This window comes from Cupriavidus sp. SHE, assembly GCF_000812445.1.
Lineage (GTDB): Bacteria > Pseudomonadota > Gammaproteobacteria > Burkholderiales > Burkholderiaceae > Cupriavidus > Cupriavidus metallidurans.
On the sequence record NZ_JWMB01000036.1, the window covers coordinates 35,997 to 60,266 of the forward strand.

The following is a 24,270-nucleotide window of genomic DNA, read 5'->3' on the forward strand; positions in this document are numbered from 1 at the left end:
CAGGGTCATGTACACTTGCCGGCTGGCGTCCGCACTGGGTTTGCCTGGCGTAGGCGTCACTCCCGAGAACCTGACACGACGAATATCCCATGAAGAAACTCTCCCTGATCCTCGCCGCCGTGGCGCTGGGCGCCGCAGGTATCGCGCAGGCTGAAACGCTGCCGTCCGGCGTGGTGATCGAGCATGTGACCAAGGGCACCGGCGCTTCGCCGAAAGCAACGGATACGGTCAAGGTCCACTACCGCGGCACGCTGACCGACGGCAAGGAGTTCGACAGCTCCTACAAGCGCGGCCAGCCGATCTCGTTCCCCCTGAACCGTGTGATCCCGTGCTGGACCGAGGGCGTGCAGAAGATGCAGGTCGGCGGCAAGGCCAAGCTGACTTGCCCGGCCTCCACGGCCTACGGCGAGCGCGGCGTGCCGGGCACGATCCCGCCGAACGCGACGCTGAACTTTGAAGTGGAGCTGCTGGGGATTGGCGGCTGACGATTGAAGGGGCCGGCGGATTCAGGGCCGGCTCTCGCTCCACCCCCGTTCCCTCGTGTATAGACCGGGAACGGGGCGCAAACCATAAAAACAAGAACATGCCGGTAGACTCGGTTCTTCTCATTGTCGCCCTCGGCGCCATCGTTGCCGGATTCGTGCAGGGCCTGTCGGGCTTCGCGTTTGGCATGGTTGCCATGTCGTTCTGGGCCTGGGGCGTCGAACCACGGCTGGCTTCGGCGATGTCGGTGTTCGGCGCGCTGACCGGCCAACTGCTTGCAGCCTTCACCGTGCGCCGCAAGTTCCATCTGGCCACCGTGCTGCCGTTCCTGCTTGGCGGCATCGTCGGCATTCCCATCGGGGTCAGCATCCTGCCCCGCCTCGACGTCCATCTGTTCAAGCTGTGCCTTGGCATCGTCCTGGTGATCTGGTGCCCGATCATGCTGTTCTCGAACCGCATTCCGCCGATCCGCCGTGGCGGCCGGCTGGCCGATGCCGTGGTCGGCGCCATCGGCGGCATCATGGGTGGCATTGGCGGGTTCACCGGCATTGCGCCAACGCTCTGGTGCACGCTGCGAGGCTTCGACAAGGACAAGCAGCGGGTGGTGATCCAGAACTTCAATCTCGGCGCATTGCTGGTGACGATGGCCGTGTATGTGGGCACCGGCATCATCACGAGCGACATGTTGCCGATGTTCGCCATCGTGGCTCCGGCCATGCTGATTCCCACATTGCTCGGCACGCGGGTCTACATTGGTATCAGCGACATCGCGTTCCGGCGCATCGTGCTGACGCTGCTGACCTGCTCGGGTATTGCCATGCTGGTCGCGGCAGTCCCGAAACTGTAAAAAAGCGCCGTATCAGGCTCTTTGTCGTGGGTGGATATCAGGGTTTATACTGACGTCCTTCTTTTGCCCGCAGCAAGTGATCGGCTTCACCATGAACAAGCGCTTCTATCTCTTCTGTGCCACCACGTGGGCCGCGGCTGCCGTGCTGATCCTGGGTCAGGGTTCCATGGCCACGGATGCGCTGAGTGGCGTGATCGCGCTGGCCGGCTTCGATCTGCTTCGTCCCTGAGTGCTTGGCGGCGACGCCCGCGCGCATCGCGTTAACACCATTGGTTCATGGCATTTTCGATGCCCGCGGCATAGGCTTGGTGATGGATTGTGCGTACTCAGCGCACGATGGTCTCAACCGTTCCCGCAGGAGAATCCCGATGAAGGCACTCACCATTGCAGTGGCAGTTGCAGTCTTTGTACCCGGGCTGGCGTTTGCGGCGGGACCGGCAAGTCCCTCTGATCGCTATGACTACGATATGCATACGACTAACAAGGACGGCTATGTGCCCGACCCGGCGCGCACGAGCAACAAGGATGGCTACACGCCAGACGCCGCCCGGGCCGGCGACAAGTTCGATCCCTACACACAGGGCGCGAACCAGAGCACGTCATCAGCGCTGACCGATAGCAAGAGCACCACCAAGAAGTCGAGCAAGTCTCACAAGAAGGCGCCTGCTGCACCGACGGCGGCGACCCAATGAGCGACGAGATCTGGTTGGAAACAAGGCCCCGCAAATGCGGGGCTTCTTTTTTTGGGGCCTTCGCAGGGTCCTGAGGGCAGCCTTGGTCCAATGCCCGCCGGCAGCCGCCGGACAGGGCGCCAGACGGCGGCGGTGATAAAAGCTTGCCCCCCCTGAAGCAGGGTGTGGCGCTTCTTTCATTGTGTTGTCAACATTGTTCGATTATTTTGCCGGGCTGGACACAGTCCATCGACAACTGCGCCGACGCTGTCGCGCACGCCAACAAAACGCCCGGGCGAATCGGGCAAGCAAGAAAAAGAATCAAAAGAATATTCACCCTGTCACCGAACAGGGAACGGGAGAAACGGGTTGAACACGCCAACAAGGTCGGCCGGGCAGCGCTTGCCCGGCATTTTGCGTTCTGCGCGACGAAATTTCTGCGGTACCAGCACGCTGCCCGGCTCATGTCCGTGGCAGGTGCCTGACATCATGCCGCCCCGCAACGGCGGCCCCGGCCGCACGCCCTCCTCTCCATGCCGGCGCCTTCTACGACGCCGTCATCGCCGACTGGATTGACATCCTTTTCGTAGTTTCAGTACCCCGGCAGTTCGCTTCAAGCGCCCCGGAGTCCTGTCCGAACTAGCGATACCCGCTTTGCTTCCACGAAAGCTCGTCTTGTGACGCGGCCAGCGATTCCGTTTGCAGCATTTCCACCTCATCCAAGAAGTACCAATGAAAAACACTCAACGGAAGCTGGCTGTACTCCCCTTGGCATGCCTTGCCGCCACGCTGGCAGCGTGCGGCGGCGATTCCTCGGAGCCGAGCGCGGCCGCAGCCACGCCCACCAGTACGCCGGCCGCGACGCCTGCCGGCAGCATGATTTATACCGGTGTTACCGACCCCACGAGCAGCATTGGCGTCAACGGTGATTTCTATCTCAATTCGGCCACGTCCACGCTGTTCGGCCCGAAGGCAAATGGCGCCTGGTCCGCAGGCGTATCGCTGATCGGGCCGGCAGGCACGCTGATCCGCTATGGGACGCGTGACCCGATTGCCAGCGACGGCAACGATGGTGACTTCTACCTGAACACCGCCTCCAGCACGCTGTTCGGACCGAAGGCGGCCGGAGCGTGGCCGATGCCCGGCAAATCGCTGATCGGTGCCACGGGGGCGGTCGGTGCTACTGGCGCCACGGGAGCAACCGGCGCTACCGGCGCTTCCGGTGCTACGGGTCTGCAGGGGATCCAGGGGGGCCAGGGAGTTACCGGCCCAACGGGTGTGACGGGTGCTACCGGCGCTACCGGCGCTTCCGGTGCCACCGGTCTGCAGGGGATCCAGGGCGTTACCGGCCCAACGGGTATGACGGGTGCAACCGGTGCCACCGGCGCTGGCGTGACAGGACCGCAGGGCATTCAGGGTATTCAGGGCCCCACCGGCCCTGCCGGTGCTGCAGGGCCGACTGGTGCCACGGGAGTGACTGGCGCCACGGGTGTGACCGGCGCAACGGGCGTGACAGGAGCGGCAGGCGCTACGGGAATGCAAGGCGTCCAAGGTGTGACGGGTCCCACTGGTGCTACTGGTGCAACGGGGGCGACAGGTATGATAGGTGTGACGGGCGCGACCGGTGCTACGGGGCCTGCGCTCTATACGGCGAATTTCGTAGTTAGCGCCCAGTCGGGCGCCGGCGCTGGCAATGGTGACTTCGTAATGACCGGGGCGGGATTAACCCCCCTGTCATTACAGCCCTATTTCGGCGTCATGGTGCCGATCGCCTGCAACACAGTAACCTTGTCGACGGCTGTGACCGGCAACGCGCCCTCGACACCCTATACGATCTCCGTCAACGAATTACTGACAGGCTCGGGTGCCAGTTTCGCTACGGGCCTTCAGTGTCAGGCCGGCAGCGGCTCGGGTACCTGCACTCAGACTATCGGCAGTATGGTTCAGGCAGGCAATGTGCTGCAGGTTCAGTTCTCCGGCAATGTCGTGTTGAACACGTGGGTCGGTGCCGTCTATGCCACGCTGACGTGCCAATGATCGAACGCGCCCGACTGAGGACCGCGTAGCTGCGGAGGGCTCGGAGCACGGTGATGCAAGCGCCACCGATGCTCCGAGTCATCCCGCTTCAACAATCGCTGCCACGCCAGCATGGAGAACCAAAGCCAATGCGAATCTGCCTGTCGATGATCGTCAAGAATGAGGCCGCCGTGATCGAGCGCTGTCTGCGCGCGGTGCGCCCGCACATTCACGCCTGGGCGATTTCGGATACGGGGTCGACGGACGGGACACAGGACATTATTCGCAATACGCTCGGTGACCTGCCGGGTGAACTGATCGAACGTCCATGGGTGGATTTCTCGACCAACCGCAATGAAGCGCTCGCGCTGGCGGCCAAGCACGGTGACTATGCGTTGCTGATCGATGCCGACGACACCATCGAGGCTTCGGACTTCGGCAAACTGACTGCCGACTGCTATGACCTGGTCGTCCAGTTTCGCTCGCTGACCTACAGCCAGCCACATCTGATCCGGCTGGGCCATGGGTTCTTCTATACGGGCGTGACCCACGAATACATCGACTGCAACCGTCCGTATCGTCGCGACACCTTGAAGAACGCGATCTATCGCATCGGCGACGACGGCGCGCGGCGCGTGAGCGGCAGAAAGTTCGTGGAAGACGCAGGGATATTGGAGAAGGCGCTCGCAGCCGATCCCGGCAATACGCGTTACCAGTTCTATCTCGCCCAGAGCTATCGTGATGGCGGCCTGGTGGACAAGGCCATTGCCGCCTATGCGAACCGCGCCACCATGGGCGGGTGGGATGAGGAAGTCTATTACTCGATGTTGCAGATGGCGGTGCTGAAGGAGGGCGGCGGAGCGTCGCCCGGGGACATCGTCGACGCCTACCTGGACGCCTACAACTATCGGCCGACACGGGCCGAAGCGCCTTGCGAGCTCGCGCGCTATTTCAGGCTGCGGCAGCGCCATGTCCTGGCCCGCGACTTCGCGCGTGTTGCCACCGGCATCGCCCAGCCCGATGACCGGCTCTTTATGGATCAGACCGTCTATGACTGGCGCGCGCGTGACGAGCTGTCGATCGCGCTGTACTGGTGCAATGAACGCGATGAAAGCGCGCGGCTCTGCCGGGAACTGCTTGCCGATCCGCGCCTGCCGCGCGAGCAGCACGATCGCGTGACGCGAAACCTCGCCTTTGCAATCGGCGATGTCCCGGGCTGAAGCTGCCGACGAAGCAGCGTCTATCGGGTGGAATCGCCGAGGCTGGCCTCGATCCGCGCGATCAGGTCTTCCATCCAGCGCCGCAGCAGCGTGTCCGACATGACCGTTGCCGTGCTTCGCGCAAGTACCCGGTACACCTTGCCGCGCGGGATTTTCGAGATGTGCGCCGGGTCGGGCCACGCCTTGTTGCCGGCCAACAGCAGCAGCGTCTCCAGGCCAATCAGGATCGGCCACAGGCAGGCCAGCCGCAACCGGATCGCCGTGCGCGGAATCGCGAACGTATAGGCCATCGCTTCGCGGAAATGCGCGAGCGAGACGTGTAGCAGTTCGTCCAGAATTGGCCGCGCGCGCAGCGCATTGGCCGGGTCCATCAGGTCGCGTGGCGTCATGCCATGTCGTTCCAGGACCTCGGTCGGCAGATAGCATCGGCCGATGCGCAGATCCTTGCCGCAATCACGCAGCACATTGACCATCTGCAATGCCTTGCCGAAGCGGACACCTCGGCGCAGCATCGCCTCCGGCGCTGCCGTCAGCGTGCCCGGCTGGTGGGCATAGGTCATCGTGGTCCAGAACTCCCCCACGCAACCGGCTACGAGATACGTGTAGCGATCGAGCTCGTCCATCGTCCGCAGCGCGGCAACCTGGCCCGAGCGCTCGTCGGGGAACGTGCGCAGGTCGAATTCCATGCCTTCGGTCAGCGTATCGACGATACCGCGAACGGCCGTGCGATCAGATGCATCGAGTTGGCTCAGCACGCCAAGCGCGGGGCCGATCGATTCCAGCAGTACCTTCTCGTCGGATTGGGTTTGCTGGCTGGCAACTTCCGCGCTCAGCCGTTGCGCGAGCGAACCGTCGTTCTGGGTGCCGTTGACGTGCTGCCGTAGCGCCAGCAGCAGGTCTAGTCGTTGCACGGGCGGAATCAGCGAGGTATCCGCGATGGTGTCCGCGGCGCGTGCCAGCAGATAGGCCAGGCCGACGGGGTCGCGCATGCCCTCGGGCAGGATGCGAAGCGTCAGGTAGAACGAACGGGAAACCCCCTTCAGCAGCGGGCCGAGCAGAAAGGCTCGGTTCGGATTTGGCATGGCATGGTGATCGCACGATGGGACGGCGCATTGTATCCGCCAAAGCTGACGAACTCGTCTGGCCTCAACTTGGCCCTGCCAAGCCTGCGCGTATTAAACCTAGTATCGAACCTCAATGAGGTGATGCATTCTCTCAAATGACAACACATCGGGCCGGATAACCGGTACTAAGGAGACAAGGCATGAACAATCTCAGTATCCAACGTCGCCAATTCCTGACGAGCCTGGTGGGAGCCGCCGCTGTAGGTAGCCTGCCGCGATGGGCTTACGCGCAAGCGGCATACCCGAATAAACCAGTGCGCGTGATTGTGCCCTTTGCAGCGGGGGGCACGACCGATGTGGTAGCTCGCCTCATCATGCAAAAGGTGGGGGAGCTGATGAAGGCCTCGTTTGTGATCGAGAACAAGGGGGGTGCCAACGGCATCATCGGTACGGGCGAGGTGGCCCGTGCTGCGGCGGATGGCTATACGCTGTTGTTCAACACCGCCGGCGCCCAAACGCTAAGCCCCGTGATCTACAAGGCCCCATATGAGGCAGCGTCCAGCTTTGCGCCGGTGGCGCGGGTGTGCGATGTTGGCTTTATCGTCATCGTGCGCAAGGATCTGCCGGTCAAGAACATGGCCGACTTGATCGCTTTGGCCCGGAAAGCGGACAAGCCGCTCGCGGCCTCGTCCGGCAGCAGCATGATCAACCTGATCACCGAGCAGTTCAAGCGCGTGGTCGATGCACCGAATGTCACCAACGTGCAATACAAAGGCACAAGCCTGCAAATGCAGGCCGTGGCTTCGGGGGAAGTCGATTTTTCGTTCGACTCCTTTGCCGCAGTGGAATTGATCAAGGCGGGTCGCGTCAAGGCGCTGGCGGTTATTCTGCCGCAGCGCGCCGGGTCTTTTCCAGACGTACCTACGTTCAAGGAACTGGGTATCAAGGACATGGAGTTCAATTCCTGGGCAGGGCTGCTGGCACCCAAAGGGACGCCCAAGGAGATCGTCACCGCGCTGGCGCAGAACGTCGAAAAAGCAAAACAGATGCCGGACGTGGTCGCCAAGCTCAAGCAGTATGACTATGTCATGGCCAACAGCACGCCGGAAGCGTTTGGCAAGGAGATCCAGGCGGAAACCGATCGCTGGAAGCAAGTGGTGAAGGAAACCAACTTCAAGATCGAAAGCTGATTCGGCATAGTCCTGAAGAAGCACTCCATCGGCGCGGTGTCCCGGGTGTCGGCGCGCCGATGCGGCGAATTCCTGATGATGGCGCTGCTTGTCAGGTATGCTGTTTCTCTTGCGCGTAGTTGGGATCAGTGTTTTCCCTTGGCTACAAGGCAGTGTCCTGCCTCAGGCGCAGATCCGTCCGAGTTCCCTGTGCGGTACATGCGTGGCGCGCACGCCACGCCCGAGGAATCCGCGCCTACCCGCAAAGCCAGGCCTGACGCGGCCGTCTGGCCAGCAAGGGGAAAGAACCGTCCACCTACGCAAAACTACTGCATCGAGGTCATTCCCATGTCATGGGTGCTTATGCATAATTTCCTGAATCTGGGCCTCAAGGATTGTATTGATGCGTGTGACGATTCGAACCACGACGATTCCCGGAGCTCCTGACCGAGCTGCACTTCATCGCGCGGCGGTCTACCTCAATACCGAGGAAGATGCCTCGCCGCTGATGGTCAGTGCGTGGAGTCAACGTGAACCCGAAGCATTTCTCGCCGCCCAGCGCTGGGCGCGCAACCATGCTTATCAGGTATCGAATCCCCGCAACGGCACGTATTACGGTGGACGCACCGCGCGTTGATTCCAGCGCCCGCATGACGCCGTGAAACGCCTGCTGCTGTGGTGTCTGGCGCTGATTGCGTCGGGGCAGGCTTGTGCCGACGCTGGCCTGCTCGAACGCATGGTCGGCGGATTTTCGCGCGACAGCCTCTGGAAGAACGTCCAGGAGCGCTGCCTGACGCCGGCGACTCCCACACACTCCGATTGCGTCATCGTTGATCGCCAGCGAGGCTTTGTCCTCTACAAGGACATGATTGGCGCCTCGCATTACCTTGTCATTCCCGTGCGGCCGGTCAGCGGCGTCGACGACGCGCGTGTCTGGTCCGATCGCGAGCACAATGCCTGGGCCTTTGGCTGGGCCGCGCGCGACACCGTGGGCAAGGCCATTGGCCGCGCGCTGCCGGACACCCTCCTGGGGCTGGCCATCAACGCGAGGGCGGCGCGCAGCCAGGATCAGCTTCACATTCATCTGGACTGCATCAGCGAAAGCGCGCGCGACTTCCTTGCCAGCGGCGCGTTCGACAGGCAGTGGCGCAGCCTGACGTTTCGCGGCAAGCCAGTGCGTGTCAGGCTGATTCCCTCGGACGATCCGGTTCTTGCGGTGGATCCGTTCGACGTGGTGCGCGAGGACCTCGGCGCCGACGGCAAGATCGCCGACCGGGGCGTATTCCTGGGCTATGTGCGTCCCTTGCAGGGACAGGCCGGCTTCGTCGTGGTCGATGAACCCGTCGACAAGGCGGGCGGCGCAAACGGCCATGCCAGCGATTTTCTGGATCGCGGCTGCAAGCTGGGCCGGGCGCAGCCAGGGCGGTAGCCGAAAAATTCTGCCTGCCAGAACGTAGCGGTGATGACCGTTGCACAAATGGCCGATATTCGCCGCTTTGTTTCCCCCGATCATTTCGTCTGACGTCTTACAAGGGACGTGCCCGCGTAGAATAGCCCGCGAGCCCCTCCAGCAAGAGACAAAAGTGAATACGACTTTCCAACAGGAAAGCACCGCCGCAGCCGCGGAGACAAACACGTCGCGAGGCATCGCCCTGCTGACGTTCGCATTCATCCTGAGTCAGTTCTATCGAAGCTGCCTCGCCGTTATCGCGCCCGAACTGCAGCATGACTTCGGACTGTCCCCGGCGGGATTCGGCGCGCTATCTTCCTGCTTCTTCCTCGCTTTCGCCGTCGCGCAGATCCCTGTAGGCATCGCTTTCGACCGCTACGGCGTAGGCCGCCCCACGGCCGTGCTGCTCGGTGTCGGCGCCGTGTCGGCAATCGGTTTCGTGGTCGCGCCCAATGCCGGCATGGCCATGCTGGTGCAGATGGGCCTTGGGCTGGCCTGCGCGCCGGTGTTCATGGGCCTGCTGCACTATGCGTCGGAACAGCTTTCGGAGCGACAGTACATGCGTGTGGGCAGCCGCTCGAATGCGCTGGGCATGATCGGGGCACTTTGCGCCACGGCCCCGCTTGGCTGGGCTTCGCAGCACGTCGGCTGGCGCCCCGCCATGGCACTCGCGGCGGTCTGCATGGTGGTCGCGTGCTACGGCGTATGGCGTTTTGTTCGCGATGACGGTCACGAGCAGGCGCGTCAGGCGCCCATGAGCGCGATGCTGGTCGAGAGCGGCAAGCTGCTCGGATACTGGCCGCTATGGACGCTGATTCCGCTATGCGTGGCGATGTCCGCCGGCACCGGTTTTCGTAATGCATGGAGCGGTCCGTATCTGGCCGACGTGTTCGGCCTCCAGGCCGGCACGCGCGGGATGGCGCTGATGCTGCTGAGCCTGGCCGGCTTTCTCACCGCGTTTGCGTTGCCCGTGCTTGTCCGGCGCAGTTCGCTCAAGGCGGCGATTGGCATATGGGGATGCCTGGCAACCGCCGGCGGTATCGCGCTGACGATCTGGCCCGATGCAGGGGTGGCCAGCGGCGTTGGCATGATGGCGCTGCTGTCCACGATCGGCATGCTTCATCCGCTGGTGATGGCGCAAGGGCGTGCGTTGATTCCCGCGCCTGCGCGTGGCCGGGGTCTCGGCCTGCTCAACACGTTCGTGTTCCTGGGCTCGGCGCTTACGTCGTGGGGATTCGGCCTGATTGCCAACGTCGGTCATCTGCGCGACTGGCCTGTCGCCCATACCTACTCGGCGATCTTTCTCTCCGCCGTGGTGGTGGTGGCGCTTTCACTGGTGCCGTACTACTTCAGCCCCATTTCGGCGCCTGCGCCGCGACGTTGACCGCGCCAGAGTCCTTGCGGGCGGCCCGTCATCCGGGTAGCGCCCGCAATTCGCACTTTCCCTGATTTTTCTCAAGTTCCTGTACTGACTGCCGTTAGCTTTTCCCATGTCCGTTCGAGCGCATACCCAGTTGCGCCGCAGGCAAAGCAGTGATCGGCCGCCACCGCGTGCGGTCAGTCAGCCGCCAACCAGTCAATCAGGTAGAAGAAGGCATGAAGAATCTTGGTATTGGTGTACGCCTTGGCATCGGCTTCGGCGTGGTCTTGCTGTTGTCCACATTCATGACGGTTCTGGGCGTGCTGCGTCTGGAAGATGTCGCGGGCCGCACGCACGCGATGATGCAGCAGCCGCTCGCCAAGGAGCGCATCGTCAGCGACTGGTATCGCCTGATGTACGCCAGCGTGCGCCGTACCACGGCCATCACGCGCAGCAGCGATCCCTCGCTTGGCCAGTTCTTCGCCGCAGAGACCAAGACCTCGGCCGAGACGATTGCCGCGATGCGCGACAAGATAAAGCCGATGCTGACGTCCGACGCGGAAAAGGCGTCCTTCGAGCGCATTCTGGTCGTACGCAATCCCTACAACGAGTCGCGCGACAAGATCGCCAAGCTCAAGCAGGACGGACAGGCCGAGGATGCCGTCAAGGTGCTGGAGAACGAGTTCGTGCCGGCCGGTGATGCCTACCTGGCTGAGATCCAGAAGCTGCTGGACATCCAGCGCACGTCCATCGACGCCACGGCCGAGGAGATCAACCGGATCTACGAGAGCGCGCGCAATGGGTTGATCGCGCTTGGCGTGATCGCATTGGCAATTGGTGTGGCATTCGCATGGTGGCTCACCATCGGCATCACGCGCCCGTTGCATCGTGCCGTTGGCTTTGCCCGGACCGTGGCTGCTGGCGACCTGACCGGCCGAATCGACGTGGACAGCCGCGACGAAACCGGCCAGCTCTTGGCGGCGCTGCGTGAGATGAACGAGAACATCCTTGGCATCGTCAAGGAAGTGCGCAAAGGCACCGAGGCGATTGCCACCGGCACGAGCCAGATTGCCGCCGGCAATACCGACCTTTCGCAACGGACGGAAGAGCAGGCGTCGTCGCTGCAGGAGACCGCGTCGAGCATGGAAGAACTGACCAGCATCGTGCGCCAGAACGCCGACAGCGCGAAGCAGGCCAGCGGCCTGGCGGTCAATGCCTCCGACGTGGCCACGCAGGGCGGCGAGGTAGTGGGCCAGGTGGTGCACACGATGGACGAGATCAATGCCGCCTCACGCAAGGTGGTCGAGATCATCTCGGTGATCGAAGGCATCGCGTTCCAGACCAACATCCTGGCGCTGAACGCGGCAGTTGAAGCCGCGCGCGCCGGGGAACAAGGCCGGGGATTTGCCGTGGTGGCGGGCGAGGTGCGCAGCCTCGCGCAGCGCAGCGCGACGGCGGCCAAGGAGATCAAGTCATTGATCGGAGATTCGGCCGATCGCGTCGAACGTGGTTCGCAACTGGTGGCGCAGGCTGGCCAGACGATGGAAGAGATCGTCAGCGCGGTGAAGCGCGTAACCGACATCATGGGCGAAATCAGCGCGGCGTCGGTCGAGCAGAGCGCCGGCATCGAGCAGGTCAATCAGGCCGTGACGCAGATGGACACCGTGACGCAGCAGAACGCGGCGCTGGTGGAACAGGCTGCGGCGGCCGCGGGCTCGCTCGAAGAGCAGGCCCAGCGGCTCAAGGAAGCGGTGGCGACGTTCCGCCTGGCCGCCTGAAGTCCCTCGGCTGTCTCGGTATCTCGCTATTTGGTTCTGGGTGGCACGATCGTGCCACCCGATTCCGCTGCCTGCTGCGTGTGCCGCATCTGCGGCATCATGTTGCTGTTCAGGTGGAACATCACCCATAGCGATCCGGTCAGCGTGATCACGACCAGTGTCAGCGTGAACATCAGGGAAAGCATGTTCCAGCCGCCTTCCGACTTGGCGTTCATGTGCAGGAAGTAGATCATGTGCACCACGATTTGCACCGCGCCGATCAGCAGGATGGCGATGGCGGTGGTGGACGACTTTTCGAACACCTTGCCCATCACCAGCCAGAACGGCACCGCTGTCAGGAACACCGACAGCACGAAGCCCGTCAGATAGCCACCCAGCGTGGCGTGCGGCCCCACTTCCTCTTCGTGCTCATGGCCATGCCCGTGGCCGTCCATCGCGTGGTCTTGCGCGCTCATGGCAGCGACCCCATCAGGTAGACAAAGGTAAAGACGCCGATCCACACGACGTCGAGAAAGTGCCAGAACATCGACAGGCACATCAGCCTGCGCTTGTTCGCCGTGATCAGTCCGTGCCGCGCCACCTGCGTCATCAGGACGATCAGCCAGATGATGCCGAACGTCACGTGCAGCCCGTGCGTGCCCACCAGCGAAAAGAACGATGTCAGGAACGCGCTGCGTTGCGGGCCGGCTCCCTCATGGATCAAGTGCGCGAACTCGTAGAGTTCCACCGTGAGGAAGGCCGCGCCGAACACGCCGGTGATGGCCAGCCAGATCTGCGTGCTGGCGACGCGGTTCTGCTGCATCTGCAGCATGGCGAAGCCATACGTGATCGACGATATCAGCAGGAACGAGGTGTTCAGCGCCACCAGTGGCAGCTCGAACAGCTCGGCGCCGCTCGGTCCCCCCGCGTACTCGCGCCCCAGCACCCCGTAGGCAGCGAACAGGCACGCGAATATCAGGCAGTCGCTCATCAGGTAGAGCCAGAACCCGAGCAGCGTGCCGTTCTGAGGATGTACCTCCTCGGTCAGGTAGAACTGATAGCCGCCGGGGGGCGCTTGGTCCGCATCGGCCGTGCCGTGCGCGTGCAGGGGTAGGGTCGTATCAACCATGGCCGGCCATCAGTTGGGTGCGCGCCGCTTCAGTCCGGACCACCTGCTCTGCCGAAATGTAGTAGTCGCGCTTGTAGTTGAAGGTATGGATGATCGCTGTAATGATCGTGGCCGCGAACGACGCGATGACCAGCCACCAGATGTGCCAGATCAACGCGAAGCCGCATATCGTGGAGAGCCCGGCCAGTACGATGCCGGCCGCCGTGCCCTTCGGCATGTGGATCGGGATGAAGCCCTGCTCCGGTCGCTGGAAGCCGTTGTGTTTCATGTGCCACCAGGCATCGGTGTCGTGCACGACCGGCGTGAATGCGAAGTTGTACTGAGGCGGCGGCGACGAGGTCGACCACTCGAGCGTGCGGCCGCCCCAGGGGTCGCCGGTGGTGTCGCGAAGTTCCTCGCGGCGCATGAAGCTCACCACGAGCTGGATCAGGAAGCAGGCGATGCCGATGGCGATCAGCAGCGCGCCGAACGCGGCGATCTGGAACCAGATCTGCAGCGACGGATCGTCGAAATGGTTCATGCGGCGGGTCACGCCGAGCAGGCCGAGCCAGTACAGCGGCATGAACGCGAAGTAGAAGCCGACGAACCAGAACCAGAACGACGCCTTGCCCCACGATGACACCAGGCGATAGCCGAATGCCTTGGGGAACCAGTACGTGATGCCGGCCATCAGTCCGAACAGCACGCCGCCGATGATCACGTTATGGAAGTGGGCGATCAGGAACAGGCTGTTGTGCAGCGAGAAGTCCGCCGGAGGCACGGCCAGCAGCACGCCGGTCATGCCGCCGATCACGAACGTGACCATGAAGCCGACTGTCCACAGCATCGGTGGCTCGAAGCGGATCTTGCCGTGGTACATCGTGAACAGCCAGTTGAAGATCTTGGCGCCGGTCGGGATCGAGATGATCATCGTCGTGATCCCGAAGAACGAATTGACGCTGGCGCCGGAGCCCATCGTGAAGAAGTGGTGCAGCCAGACCAGGTAGGAGAGCACGGTGATCACCACCGTCGCATAGACCATCGACGCGTAGCCGAACAGGCGCTTGCGCGCGAACGTGGCCACCACTTCCGAGAACACGCCGAACACCGGCAATACCAGGATGTAGACCTCGGGGTGACCCCAGATCCAGATCAGGTTCACGTACATCATCGCGCTGCCGCCCTGGTCGGCTGTGAAGAAGTTCGTGCCGGCGTAGCGATCCAGCGCCAGCAGCGCCAGCGCGGCGGTCAGCACCGGGAAGGCGGCGATGATCAGCACGTTCGTGCACAGCGACGTCCACGTGAAGATCGGCATCCGCATCAGCGTCATGCCAGGGGCGCGCATCTTGACGATGGTGACCAGCAGGTTGATCCCTGATAACAGCGTCCCCACCCCTGCTATCTGTAGCGCCCATATGTAGTAATCCACGCCAACGTCGGGACTGTGGAGGATGCCCGACAGCGGAGGATAGGCCAGCCAGCCCGTGCGCGCGAATTCGCCCACGAACAGCGACATCATGACCAGAATCGCGCCGCCCGTGGTCATCCAGAAGCTGAAGTTGTTGAGGAACGGGAATGCCACGTCGCGCGCGCCGATCTGCAGCGGCATGACGAAGTTCATCAGCCCGGTGACCAGCGGCATGGCCACGAAGAAGATCATGATCACGCCGTGCGCGGTGAAGATCTGGTCGTAGTGGTGAGGCGGCAGGAACCCGGCGTTGTCGCCAAATGCTACGGCCTGCTGCATCCGCATCATGACCGCGTCGGCAAAGCCGCGCAGCAGCATCACGATGCCCAGCACGATGTACATGATGCCGATCTTCTTGTGGTCGATGCTGGTGAACCACTCTCGCCAGAGATAGCCCCACGCGCGGAAGTACGTCAGCAGCGCCACCAGTGCCAGTCCGCCTATCGCCACGGCGGCGAAGGTGGCGATCAGGATCGGCTCATGGTAGGGAATGGCCTCCCATGACAGTCGGCCGAAAATCAGGTTGGCGAGTTCGGAGCGCTCGGGCATGTTTGTCACCTGGGCCTGTGTTGGCCAAAATTGACCGATGAAGATTGGCGGGAACCGGAAAAATGGGGGCGAATCCCCGCTTCACCGCAGCAGTCGTCTACCGTCGTTGAGCACGACGTCCGGCGCAAACAGCGGCGAATCGACCGGTGTGTTGCTTGCCGTGCAGATTTCGCCGGACGGGTCGAACTTGCCGCGGCTGCGATCGAGCGCCATGGTGTCGGCCATGCAGGCGCCGCCATCCACGCAACGGTTCAGGATCTGGTCGTAGAGTTCGGGCGCCACGCTCGCATAGCGTTGCACCGGCTCACGTTCGCTGGGCTGGGCCAGCTTCAGGTAGGCGTCCTTCGACAGGGTGCTGCCCGATGACTTGGCCTGCGCGATCCAGCGATCGAAGTCCTCGCTCGACATGCCGTGGAACTTGAACCGCATATGCGAGAAGCCCGCGCCACTGTAGTTGGACGAGAAGCCGTCATAGATGCCGGGTTTGTTGATCACCGCATGGAGCTTGGTTTCCATGCCAGGCATGGCGTAGACCATGCCGGCCAGCGAAGGCACGAAGAAGGCGTTCATCACCGAGGTGGCGGTGATCCGGAAGGCGATCGGGCGATCGACCGGCGCGGCCAGTTCGTTCACCGTGGCAATGCCTTGTTCGGGATACAGGAACAGCCACTTCCAGTCCAGCGCCACGACTTCCACCGTGAGCGGCTTCACCTCGGTGGGAACGGGGCGGCCTTCGTCGAGCCGTGTCAGTGGCCGGTAGGGATCAAGCTGATGGGTGCTGACCCAGGTCACCGCGCCGAGCGCGATGATGATCAGCAGCGGTGCGGCCCAGATCGCCAGTTCGAGCACCGTGGAGTGGTCCCACTCCGGGTTGTATGGAGAATCGGGGGCGCTCTCGCGGTATCGCCACGCGAACAGCAACGTGAGGAAGATCACCGGGACGATGATCAGCAGCATCAGACATGTGGCGATGATGATCAGGTCACGCTGGCGCATGGCCATATCGCCGGATGGCGAAAGCAGCACAGCGTTGCACCCGGCCAGACTCGCCAATAGCGCGATTGCGGTACAACGCAAAAGCAACCTTCCCGTCACCCTGATGGGTGTCACTGCTGCATCGAAGCGTGGCATGGTCTCGGAAGTGGCGTCTGGTTAACGTCGCATTGGGGTGGCCCCAACGATCTTTCGATTTCCAGTTGCAGTTTAGGCGCTATTCTTGTGATTGCGGGACTTTAAGTGCAGTACGACATCCTCCTCTCGCACATCAAGGAGACTCCACGATGGCCAGTCTGTCCCACCAGCATCGCGCGTCGCCCACTGCACCTCCGGCACCCGGTCATCATGACGTGGCGCCAGCCGAGATCGCTACAGGCGTGGTGATCGGGCGCGCCTCCGAGTACTTCGACTTCTTCACGTACGGCATCGCCTCGGTGCTCGTCTTCCCATCGGTCTATTTCCCGTTTGCGAGCGAGCTGGCTGGTCTGCTCTACAGCTTCGCGATCTTCTCCTTCGCATTCGTCGGACGGCCGTTCGGGACGACGCTGTTCATGCGAATCCAGCGACGCTGGGGCCGCGGCATCAAGCTGACGGCCTCGCTGTTCCTGCTCGGCACCGCCACGGTGGGTATCGCGTTCCTGCCGTCATACGCGTCGATCGGCAGTTCGGCCATCTACCTGCTGGCGCTGTTCCGCTTCCTGCAGGGCATTGCCTTCGGCGGTTCGTGGGATGGCCTGCCGTCGCTGCTGGCGCTCAATGCGCCGGAAAACAAGCGCGGGTGGTACGCGATGGTGGGGCAGCTTGGCGCGCCGACTGGCTTCATCGTGGCGGGTGCGTTGTTCCTGTTCCTGCGCTCGAGCCTGACGCCGGAAGAGTTCATCGATTGGGGGTGGCGGTATCCGTTCTATGTGGCCTTCGCCATCAACGTGGTGGCGCTGTTCGCGCGGCTGCGCCTGGTGGTCACGCATGAATACACCCGACTGCTCGAGGAGGATGAACTCGAGCCGATCAGCACGCTGCAGATGGTCAATGCGCAGGGCTTCAACATCTTCCTCGGCGCCTTCGCGGCACTGGCCAGCTATGCGCTGTTCCACCTCGTCACCGTGTTTCCGCTGTCATGGGTGAGCCTGCACAAGACGCAGAACATCACAGACGTGCTCGCGGTCCAGATCGTGGGTGCGGTCATTGCGTTCATCGGCACGTTGATCTCCGGATGGCTTGCCGACCGCATCGGCCGGCGTACCACGTTGGCGACAATGGCCGTGTTGATTGGCATCTTTAGCCTGTTCAGTCCGTGGCTGCTCGATGGCGGCGCGACTGGCCAGAACCTGTTCATCCTGATCGGCTTCGGCCTGCTGGGTTTGTCGTACGGGCAGGCGGCCGGCGTGGTGACGTCGAACTTCGAGACCCGCTATCGCTATACGGGCGCCGCGCTGACGACCGATTTCGCGTGGCTGTTTGGCGCCGCATTTGCGCCACTGGTGGCGCTGGGACTGTCGTCGCTGTTCGGCCTGGTCGCGGTTAGTCTGTACCTGCTGTCAGGGGTGGTGGGAACGCTGGTGGCGCTGCGGATCAACCGTGCGCTGGGGACCCCCGACGATTGACCTCATCGAGCGCAAATGCCACGAACGCGCGCGCCGCGGCAGTGCGATAGGCGCCACGCCGTTGCAGTAGCGCGGCACGGCGCGGCGGCAGCGGCAGTTCCAGCTTGAGGACGCACAGATCCGGATGTCCGGCGGCAATGGCCGCCGGCAGCACCGTGGCGTGGCGTCCGCTGCGCACGGCGTCAAGCACGGCGCTGACCGAGTTGGCCTCGAACGTGATACGCGGCTCGATCCCTAGCGCCCCGAAGTAGCGGGCGATATAGCCCCGCGTGGCAAATTCCCGCGTCAGCATGGCCATGGATTGCGCCGCGAGCACGTCGGCGCGCAGTGCCGTGCGTCGGCGTGCCAGCGCGTGTGTGGCGCCGACCATGTAGGCCAGCGGTTCCTCCATCAACGGTGTGGCGTCCAGATCGGGCAGATGGATATCGTCGAAGGCGATGCCGATATCGACCTCGTCATCGGCCAGCAATGGTTCCACGCGCTCTTGCGGCATTTCGCGCAGACTCAGCGTGATATTCGGATACGCCGAGTTAAACGCCACGATCAGCGGCGCCACCAGATAGGGCGTGAACGTCGGCGTGATCGCCAGCCGGAGGTTGCCGCGCGTGAGTTCTCCCACGTCATGGATGGCGCGTCGCCCTGCTTCGAGGTCCTGCAGCGCGCGGCGCGCGTGCACGTAGTACGCCTCGCCGGCGTCAGTCAGTCGCACGGTGCGGCCGCTGCGATCGAACAGCGGCGCGCCGAGTGATTCCTCGAGCTGGCGGATCTGCTGCGACAGTGTCGGCTGCGAGACATGGAGTGCCTCGGCCGCTCGGGTGAAGTTGCCGGCGTCGGCGACGGCCAGGAAATAGCGAACGTGGCGCAGCAGCATGGTGGTAACTATTGGTGTTGCCAATGACGAGGATAATAAACCGGTCTTTGACCCAATAGCTGTTCGCCGCCATGCTGGAGCCATCCAGTGACGATGGGGGCGTCGGCGTGAAAGATCTGATCCAGGGCATTCTGAAGTTCCAGCGGGAAGAATTCCCGAAGCGGTCGGCGCTGTTCAAGCACCTGGCCACGCAGCAGAATCCCAAGACGTTGTTCATCGCGTGTTCGGACAGCCGCGTCGTGCCGGCGTTGCTGACACAATGCGAGCCCGGGGAGCTGTTCGTGATCCGCAACGCCGGCAATATCGTCCCGGCCTACGCGGTGCAGCCAGGCGGCGTGTCCGCCAGCGTCGAATACGCGGTGGCGGGGCTCAAGGTGCGCGACATCGTGATCTGTGGCCATTCCGATTGCGGGGCCATGACGGCCGTGGCCACCTGCCAATGCCTGGACCACATGCCCGCCGTCGAAGAGTGGCTCGAACATGCCAGCGGCGCCCGGCGGATCAGTCTGGCCCGTCCGCACGCATCGGACCGGGCACGGGTGGACGACATGGTGCGTGAGAACGTGATCGAGCAGCTTGACCACCTGCGGACGCATCCGTCGGTGGCGCAGGCGCTGGCCGAAGGGCGTGTCGACCTGCATGGCTGGGTCTATGACATCGAAACCGGTGAGATCGATGCCCTCGATGGGCGTACGGGGAAGTTCGTGCCGCTGCGGGAACAGCCTGATGTCACCGCCACGTTGGAGCGGGTTGCCTGACGCCAGGGATTGGCAGGTATCAGCGCGAGGGCGATTGCGCAGGCGCCGCGCGCAGCACGCCTGCGGCGATTTCGCGCATCAGCTCATCGACGGTCTCGAGCTCGGCCTCGCCCAGGCCGGCGGGCGCGCGGGCGGTGCCCCAGTCGCCATAGACCATGGCGATGCAGCGATTGCGGATTCTTACCGGTGCCAGCAGGATCGACCGCGCGTCGGGAATCGCATCGCGATACCACCGTGGCAGACGGCGCGCCACTTCGGCGTCCGTTGTGTCCTCCACCAGCAGCGGCTTGGACGCCAGCGCGGCAAAGTGGAACACATCGGGCACGAAGCCTTCCTCGAAGGACAGCGCGGACAGCCTTTCACGCATTCCCTCGCCGAAGCCCAGCCGCGCGTGAAAGTGCCGCGTCGAGGGGTTCAGCATCATCAGGAAACAGCGCGAGAAGTCCAGCGCGCGCATCGACGATTCCAGCACCATCGGCGCCAGTTGCGATACTGTCCGGCCCGCGCCTTCGCGCTGCACCTCGGCGATGCCTTGCCGCAGTCGCTCCAGGACGTTGTCCGGGCGCGCGCCGTGGGCAAGTGTTGTGGCATCCTGCGCCGGCGATTCGGATTCGACAATCGACGCATTGAGCACCTCGGCCTGGCGCACGGCCACGGAGACGTCGCTGGCGTCCAGGCCGAGCACCTTCGCGTGCGACAGCAGCAACGCCTCGACCGATGCCTGATTGCCGTCGCGCACCATCGTGGCCGCGGCCTGCGCGGAGACCTGCGCGATGGCGGCGAGCCAGTCGGAATGGGTTTCCAGTACGGTATCCGTGGACAGCGCGCGTGGCTTCATGGCGTGCGCGATCAGGCCCGGGAGTCGCCATTTGCGCGCGGCCGCCTCGGCGATCTCCACCATCGACACACCGAGCACTTCCTGGCAGGCCTCGTTCTCCGTCATCGGATGCGCGGCGCACATGGCCTCCACGCGTTCCCATTCTTCGGGGAAATAGAACACGACGAGCAGCCGGCTCATATGGTGCATCAGCGTGCAGACGACGGCTTCCTCGCCCTCGTTGATGCCGCGTGCCTGGCTCAGCGCCCGCGTGATCTCGCCGGCCACCAGCGCGCGTTGCAACGCGCGCGTGGCCTGCGGGCGATTTGGCGCCACGCCGTGGAAGTAGTCGAGCAGCTGGATGCCGAGCGTCAGGTGGCTGATCGCCTCCACGCCCAGCACCAGGATCGCGCGCGAGACGGTGGTCACCTCGCCGCCGAACGACCGGTACATGGCCGAGTTGGCGAGCCGGATCACCTTCTGCGACAGGCTGAAATCCGACAGCACGCTCGTGGCCATCTCGCCGACGGTGAGGTCGGCGTTGAGCGTCTTGAAGATGTTGTCGACACAGTACTGGAGCGTCGGGAAGTCTCCCTGCTGCGCCATCCGTGCCCACAGGGTCTCGAAGAAATCGGACTTGGACATCAGGACACCCGTGGCGCGAAGACTTCGCCCTCGCCGACCACGAACCTGCCGTCGATCACGGCGCTCTCGAAATCGGCGGCGGCGACGGCGCGTGCAAAGCGCCATCCCTGCACAAGGTTGCAGCCCTGCGCGGCCAACAGCTTGTTCTGGGCATCGGTTTCCACGCCCTCGGCAATCGCGACGAGACCAAGTTCGCGTGCCAGCGACAGCACGGCCGACACGATGGTCCGCGCGTGCGGTGAATCGACCATGTCGGCGACGAAGCTGCGGTCGACCTTGAGGGCCGACAGCGGAAAGCGGCGCAGGTACGACAGGCTCGAATAGCCGGTGCCGAAATCATCGACGGCGAAGCGGATGCCGAGCGCACGCAGCGAAAGGAGCAGTTCCTCGGCGGCCTTCGGATCGGTCATCAGCGCGCTTTCGGTGATTTCCAGCAGGAGACGGTCGGCGCCGATGCCCGATTCCTGGATCGCATTGCGGACACTGTCGAAGAAGCCCGGATGCAGGAACTGCACGGCTGACACGTTGACCGACATATGGCCGACATGGATACCCAGCGCATCCCAGGCGGCGAGCTGGGCGCAGGCGCAGCGCAGCGCCCAGGCGCCAAGATGCTTGATCAGACCGTTCTTCTCGGCGACGGGAATGAACACATCGGGCCGGATATCGCGGCCAGCGTGCTCCCAGCGCATCAGTGCTTCCACGGCGCAGACTTCACCGCTGCCAGGCCAGACGATCGGCTGGTAGTGCAGCAGGAATTCGCCGTTCTGCACCGCTTCGAACATGCTCTGCTCGATCTGAAACTGTTCGTCCAGGCGGCGGTCCAGTTCGGGCGAGTAGATGCAGTAACGGTTCTTGCCGAGCGCCTTCGCCTCGTACATCGCCAGATCCGCGCGGCGCAGCCATTGCGACTCCGATTGCGCCGAACCGTTCGAGAAGGCCAGGCCGATGCTGGTGGTGATGCGTACCTGGCAGCCGCCCAGCAGGAACGGCTGGCGGCAGACATGGATTACGCGCTCGAGGACGCGGATGGCGTCCGCCTCGGACTCCATGTCATCGAGCATCAGCACGAATTCATCGCCACCCAGCCGCGCCACGCTTTGGCGCGTGCGGACGGTGTCCTGCAGGCGCGTGCCCACTTCCTTGAGCAGCGCATCGCCAAACTCGTGGCCGAGCGAGTCGTTGACGTTCTTGAAGCCGTCCAGATCCATCAGGGCAACCGCGAACGGCTGGCCCGCACGGCGGCCGGACGTGTATTCCTCGATCCGCTTGCCGATGTAGGCGCGGTTGCCGACACCAGTCAACGGATCCAGGAAGGCACGCTCGGTCAGGTCTCGCTCCGACTCCACCCAATGCGTGATGTCTTGGCCGAACAGCAGCAGGCTCGGCGCATCGTCGGCATCGCGGTGGTAGCTCACGCGCAGGTCGAGCCAGTTGGGCCCGCCGATACCGCCGGCCACGCGCACGCGCTCGCGGCGCATGGCCTGGTCCTGCGCGCAGCACGTCAGCAACATGGCCACGCGTTCGCGGGACTCCAGCGCGATGATGTCGAGGATCGAGGTGCGCAGCAGGTATTCGCGCGGATAGACCAGCAGTTCGGCGGTGGCTTCGGTCGCTTCGAGAATGCGTCCCTGCATGTCCACGCGCATGGCCAGCGCGCCGGAAGCCTCCAGCAACGCCAGGGCCTCGCCGTAGGCAGGGCCGGCATCGGGCCGCCTGCGATCGGCAGGCTCCGGTGCCAGAGCAACATCGTATGCGAACGCGGTCATGTATCTTTCAGCCCTGAGCCCAATGGGCGCATGGCTGATATCGGTTGGTTTCTTGTGATCTGTAGGGTTGGATACCCGCGGCAACGCCAGTCCGTGGCTAACCCGTGCCCGGAACATGACCTCTGGTGCTGCCGCCGTCATACGAATGACATCGGCGATTCTAATACGAGCCGACATCGGGCTGAGTGTGACGCGGGAGGGGGCTGATGACAGTGGGCACGACTACAACACGCGCATCGCCAGTTGAAGGCCAGGCTTGTGTCGGGATTGACATAGTCGTGGGAAATCCGTGACACTCATTCCCATGTCCAGTTTCGCCATCCGCATCGCCGCGATTATTCGCACCATTCCGAGAATGGTGGGTTAGCGCGCGTCCGAAACAGACATCAATAACCCGCCCAACGAGGCGGGTTTTTTTATGGCCGCCTCCAGGGATTTCCAGAGATTTCCCCTCAAGAATGGAGTCGCCATGCCGTTAACCCATCCCCTTGCCGTGCCCCAAGCCGTTGCGCTGGGCCAGTCGTTCGATGCCGAGCCGTTTGAAGCGGCACACGACGCCTGGAGCGACGCCGACGATTACCTGAGGCGCATCCTGACCGCGCGCGTCTACGACGTGGCACGGGAGACCGCGCTGGAGGCGGCGCCGACCTTGTCCGCGCATCTCGGCCACCGCGTCTGGCTCAAGCGCGAGGATCACCAGCCCGTGTTTTCGTTCAAGGTGCGCGGTGCCTACAACAAGATGGCCAGCCTGCCGGCCGATGCGCTTGCCCGTGGCGTGATCACGGCCTCGGCCGGCAATCACGCGCAGGGCGTGGCGCTGGCCGCGGCCCGGCTTGGTGTGCGGGCGATCATCGTCGTGCCCCAATCCGCGCCGCAGGTGAAAGTGGACGCGGTGCGTGCCCACGGTGGCGGGATGGTGGAAGTCGTGTTGGCCGGCGAGTCCTATTCCGATGCCTTTGACCATGCGCTATCCCTGCAGCAACAACATGGACTGACGTTCATCCCGGCGTTCGACGATCCCGACGTCATCGCCGGGCAGGGTACCGTGGGCATGGAGATCCTGCGGCAGCATCGCGGTCCGCTTGATGCCGTGTTCGTGCCGATCGGCGGTGGCAGCCTGGCAGCCGGCGTGGCGGCATATGTCAAGGCGGTCCGGCCGGAAGTCCAGGTCATCGGCGTGCAAACGGAGGATTCCTGCGCCATGGCGCGTTCGCTGGCCGCTGGCGAGCGGGTCACGCTCGATACCGTGGGATTGTTCTCGGATGGCACAGCGGTCAAGCGCGTCGGAGAAGAGACGTTTCGGCTTTGCCAGAAGTACCTTGATGGCGTGCTGACGGTGGATACCGATGCGCTCTGCGCCGCGATCAAGGACATCTTCCAGGACACGCGCAGCCTGGTGGAGCCGGCCGGCGCGCTGGCCGTGGCGGGGCTCAAGCAGTATGCGGCGACGGCGGGTAACGCCTCGCTGGCGCTGGTCGCGATCACATCGGGCGCCAATATGAACTTTGACCGCTTGCGCATCGTGGCGGAGCGGGCGGAAGTGGTTGGCGCCGCGCGATGATGGAAGGGGGGCCGATGATCGCCCAGAAGTTGTCGTACAACTGCGGTGCTTTCGGGCAGAATCAGGGGTGGCACTCTTCCCAGCCAC

General features: G+C 63.6%; 21 protein-coding genes and 1 pseudogene. 14 read left to right on the top strand and 8 right to left on the bottom strand.

The window, feature by feature from the left end:
* The first annotated feature begins 89 nt into the window (after positions 1 to 89).
* The 6 genes from RN01_RS18030 to RN01_RS18055 all read left to right on the top strand — a co-directional run bounded on the left by RN01_RS18030 (position 90) and on the right by RN01_RS18055 (position 5,237).
* Positions 90 to 485: an FKBP-type peptidyl-prolyl cis-trans isomerase gene (locus RN01_RS18030; RefSeq protein WP_008643156.1), complete on the top strand. Its 396-nt coding sequence runs from the start codon at positions 90 to 92 to the stop codon at positions 483 to 485.
* Positions 486 to 583: 98 nt separating this feature from the next.
* Entirely contained in the window at positions 584 to 1,330 is a 747-nt protein-coding gene (locus RN01_RS18035; protein ID WP_017511616.1) for a sulfite exporter TauE/SafE family protein, read from the top strand.
* A 91-nt stretch (positions 1,331 to 1,421) separates the two neighbouring features.
* Positions 1,422 to 1,559 carry a hypothetical protein gene (locus tag RN01_RS34335; protein WP_011520027.1) on the top strand — a complete coding sequence of 46 codons (138 nt, stop codon included), beginning with the start codon at positions 1,422 to 1,424 and terminating at the stop codon, positions 1,557 to 1,559.
* Positions 1,560 to 1,698: 139 nt separating this feature from the next.
* Complete coding sequence (locus RN01_RS18045; protein WP_008643159.1) at positions 1,699 to 2,022, top strand: hypothetical protein; 324 nt, start codon at positions 1,699 to 1,701, stop codon at positions 2,020 to 2,022.
* A 711-nt stretch (positions 2,023 to 2,733) separates the two neighbouring features.
* The gene (locus RN01_RS18050; protein ID WP_024570172.1) at positions 2,734 to 4,038 is read left to right on the top strand and encodes a collagen-like protein; all 1,305 of its coding nucleotides are present in this window, start codon (positions 2,734 to 2,736) and stop codon (positions 4,036 to 4,038) included.
* A gap of 128 nt (positions 4,039 to 4,166) precedes the next feature.
* A complete protein-coding gene (locus RN01_RS18055) occupies positions 4,167 to 5,237 on the top strand; it encodes a glycosyltransferase (protein WP_017511614.1) in 1,071 nt (356 codons plus the stop codon).
* Between the two features lie 20 nt (positions 5,238 to 5,257).
* Here RN01_RS18055 and RN01_RS18060 read toward each other — a convergent pair whose 3' ends face one another.
* Positions 5,258 to 6,319, bottom strand: a complete 1,062-nt coding sequence (locus RN01_RS18060) for a phytoene/squalene synthase family protein (RefSeq protein WP_024570171.1) — start codon at positions 6,317 to 6,319, stop codon at positions 5,258 to 5,260.
* A gap of 182 nt (positions 6,320 to 6,501) precedes the next feature.
* Between RN01_RS18060 and RN01_RS18065 the strand changes: the two genes are divergently transcribed.
* The 5 genes from RN01_RS18065 (at position 6,502) to RN01_RS18085 (ending at position 12,058) form a co-directional block, all read left to right on the top strand.
* Complete coding sequence (locus tag RN01_RS18065; RefSeq protein ID WP_017511613.1) at positions 6,502 to 7,491, top strand: tripartite tricarboxylate transporter substrate binding protein; 990 nt, start codon at positions 6,502 to 6,504, stop codon at positions 7,489 to 7,491.
* Between the two features lie 382 nt (positions 7,492 to 7,873).
* A complete protein-coding gene (locus RN01_RS18070; RefSeq protein ID WP_008643166.1) occupies positions 7,874 to 8,107 on the top strand; it encodes a hypothetical protein in 234 nt (77 codons plus the stop codon).
* A gap of 21 nt (positions 8,108 to 8,128) precedes the next feature.
* Entirely contained in the window at positions 8,129 to 8,899 is a 771-nt protein-coding gene (locus RN01_RS18075) for a CDP-diacylglycerol diphosphatase (RefSeq protein WP_017511612.1), read from the top strand.
* Between the two features lie 154 nt (positions 8,900 to 9,053).
* Entirely contained in the window at positions 9,054 to 10,304 is a 1,251-nt protein-coding gene (locus tag RN01_RS18080) for an MFS transporter (protein ID WP_017511611.1), read from the top strand.
* Between the two features lie 212 nt (positions 10,305 to 10,516).
* Positions 10,517 to 12,058 carry a methyl-accepting chemotaxis protein gene (locus tag RN01_RS18085; protein ID WP_017511610.1) on the top strand — a complete coding sequence of 514 codons (1,542 nt, stop codon included), beginning with the start codon at positions 10,517 to 10,519 and terminating at the stop codon, positions 12,056 to 12,058.
* A gap of 26 nt (positions 12,059 to 12,084) precedes the next feature.
* Here RN01_RS18085 and cyoD read toward each other — a convergent pair whose 3' ends face one another.
* The 4 genes from cyoD to cyoA all read right to left on the bottom strand — a co-directional run bounded on the left by cyoD (position 12,085) and on the right by cyoA (position 16,293).
* On the bottom strand, positions 12,085 to 12,513 hold the full coding sequence (cyoD, locus tag RN01_RS18090) for a cytochrome o ubiquinol oxidase subunit IV (protein WP_008643179.1): 429 nt from the start codon (positions 12,511 to 12,513) through the stop codon (positions 12,085 to 12,087).
* Positions 12,510 to 13,166, bottom strand: coding sequence for a cytochrome o ubiquinol oxidase subunit III (cyoC, locus tag RN01_RS18095; protein WP_008643180.1), 657 nt, complete (start codon positions 13,164 to 13,166; stop codon positions 12,510 to 12,512). Before cyoC ends, cyoD begins: the two co-directional genes overlap by 4 nt.
* Positions 13,159 to 15,162: a cytochrome o ubiquinol oxidase subunit I gene (gene cyoB, locus RN01_RS18100; RefSeq protein WP_008643182.1), complete on the bottom strand. Its 2,004-nt coding sequence runs from the start codon at positions 15,160 to 15,162 to the stop codon at positions 13,159 to 13,161. The genes cyoC and cyoB overlap by 8 nt, the downstream gene beginning before the upstream one ends.
* An 81-nt stretch (positions 15,163 to 15,243) precedes the next feature.
* Positions 15,244 to 16,293, bottom strand: a complete 1,050-nt coding sequence (gene cyoA, locus RN01_RS18105; RefSeq protein ID WP_024570170.1) for a ubiquinol oxidase subunit II — start codon at positions 16,291 to 16,293, stop codon at positions 15,244 to 15,246.
* A gap of 149 nt (positions 16,294 to 16,442) precedes the next feature.
* On the opposite strand from cyoA, the gene RN01_RS18110 reads away from it, so the two are divergent.
* Positions 16,443 to 17,762, top strand: coding sequence for an MFS transporter (locus RN01_RS18110; RefSeq protein ID WP_011520014.1), 1,320 nt, complete (start codon positions 16,443 to 16,445; stop codon positions 17,760 to 17,762).
* On the opposite strand, the gene cynR is transcribed toward RN01_RS18110, so the two are convergent.
* Positions 17,731 to 18,633, bottom strand: a complete 903-nt coding sequence (gene cynR, locus RN01_RS18115; RefSeq protein ID WP_017513934.1) for a transcriptional regulator CynR — start codon at positions 18,631 to 18,633, stop codon at positions 17,731 to 17,733. The two genes, RN01_RS18110 and cynR, sit on opposite strands and share 32 nt — an antisense overlap.
* A gap of 107 nt (positions 18,634 to 18,740) precedes the next feature.
* Between cynR and RN01_RS18120 the strand changes: the two genes are divergently transcribed.
* Positions 18,741 to 19,391: a carbonic anhydrase gene (locus tag RN01_RS18120; protein WP_024570169.1), complete on the top strand. Its 651-nt coding sequence runs from the start codon at positions 18,741 to 18,743 to the stop codon at positions 19,389 to 19,391.
* Between the two features lie 19 nt (positions 19,392 to 19,410).
* Here RN01_RS18120 and RN01_RS18125 read toward each other — a convergent pair whose 3' ends face one another.
* Both RN01_RS18125 and RN01_RS18130 read right to left on the bottom strand, forming a co-directional pair.
* Positions 19,411 to 20,853, bottom strand: coding sequence for an HDOD domain-containing protein (locus tag RN01_RS18125; protein WP_024570168.1), 1,443 nt, complete (start codon positions 20,851 to 20,853; stop codon positions 19,411 to 19,413).
* Entirely contained in the window at positions 20,853 to 22,622 is a 1,770-nt protein-coding gene (locus tag RN01_RS18130) for a bifunctional diguanylate cyclase/phosphodiesterase (RefSeq protein ID WP_017512775.1), read from the bottom strand. Before RN01_RS18130 ends, RN01_RS18125 begins: the two co-directional genes overlap by 1 nt.
* A gap of 469 nt (positions 22,623 to 23,091) precedes the next feature.
* Here RN01_RS18130 and ilvA point away from each other — a divergent pair.
* Positions 23,092 to 24,180 (top strand): annotated as a pseudogene (gene ilvA, locus RN01_RS18135) (threonine ammonia-lyase, biosynthetic); the annotation flags it as partial.
* Positions 24,181 to 24,270 lie beyond the last annotated feature (90 nt).

What these genes read in the sequence shown, in the direction of transcription:
- cyoD (WP_008643179.1), bottom strand. Translation starts at nt 12,513, where the DNA reads ATGAGCGCGCAAGACCACGCGATGGACGGCCACGGGCATGGCCATGAG.
- cynR (WP_017513934.1), bottom strand. Translation starts at nt 18,633, where the DNA reads ATGCTGCTGCGCCACGTTCGCTATTTCCTGGCCGTCGCCGACGCCGGC.
- RN01_RS18085 (WP_017511610.1), top strand. Translation starts at nt 10,517, where the DNA reads ATGAAGAATCTTGGTATTGGTGTACGCCTTGGCATCGGCTTCGGCGTG.
- RN01_RS18130 (WP_017512775.1), bottom strand. Translation starts at nt 22,622, where the DNA reads ATGACCGCGTTCGCATACGATGTTGCTCTGGCACCGGAGCCTGCCGAT.
- cyoA (WP_024570170.1), bottom strand. Translation starts at nt 16,293, where the DNA reads ATGCCACGCTTCGATGCAGCAGTGACACCCATCAGGGTGACGGGAAGG.
- RN01_RS18055 (WP_017511614.1), top strand. Translation starts at nt 4,167, where the DNA reads ATGCGAATCTGCCTGTCGATGATCGTCAAGAATGAGGCCGCCGTGATC.
- RN01_RS18070 (WP_008643166.1), top strand. Translation starts at nt 7,874, where the DNA reads ATGCGTGTGACGATTCGAACCACGACGATTCCCGGAGCTCCTGACCGA.
- RN01_RS34335 (WP_011520027.1), top strand. Translation starts at nt 1,422, where the DNA reads ATGAACAAGCGCTTCTATCTCTTCTGTGCCACCACGTGGGCCGCGGCT.
- RN01_RS18035 (WP_017511616.1), top strand. Translation starts at nt 584, where the DNA reads ATGCCGGTAGACTCGGTTCTTCTCATTGTCGCCCTCGGCGCCATCGTT.
- RN01_RS18110 (WP_011520014.1), top strand. Translation starts at nt 16,443, where the DNA reads ATGGCCAGTCTGTCCCACCAGCATCGCGCGTCGCCCACTGCACCTCCG.
- RN01_RS18030 (WP_008643156.1), top strand. Translation starts at nt 90, where the DNA reads ATGAAGAAACTCTCCCTGATCCTCGCCGCCGTGGCGCTGGGCGCCGCA.
- RN01_RS18125 (WP_024570168.1), bottom strand. Translation starts at nt 20,853, where the DNA reads ATGTCCAAGTCCGATTTCTTCGAGACCCTGTGGGCACGGATGGCGCAG.
- RN01_RS18045 (WP_008643159.1), top strand. Translation starts at nt 1,699, where the DNA reads ATGAAGGCACTCACCATTGCAGTGGCAGTTGCAGTCTTTGTACCCGGG.
- RN01_RS18065 (WP_017511613.1), top strand. Translation starts at nt 6,502, where the DNA reads ATGAACAATCTCAGTATCCAACGTCGCCAATTCCTGACGAGCCTGGTG.
- RN01_RS18050 (WP_024570172.1), top strand. Translation starts at nt 2,734, where the DNA reads ATGAAAAACACTCAACGGAAGCTGGCTGTACTCCCCTTGGCATGCCTT.
- cyoB (WP_008643182.1), bottom strand. Translation starts at nt 15,162, where the DNA reads ATGCCCGAGCGCTCCGAACTCGCCAACCTGATTTTCGGCCGACTGTCA.
- cyoC (WP_008643180.1), bottom strand. Translation starts at nt 13,166, where the DNA reads ATGGTTGATACGACCCTACCCCTGCACGCGCACGGCACGGCCGATGCG.
- RN01_RS18060 (WP_024570171.1), bottom strand. Translation starts at nt 6,319, where the DNA reads ATGCCAAATCCGAACCGAGCCTTTCTGCTCGGCCCGCTGCTGAAGGGG.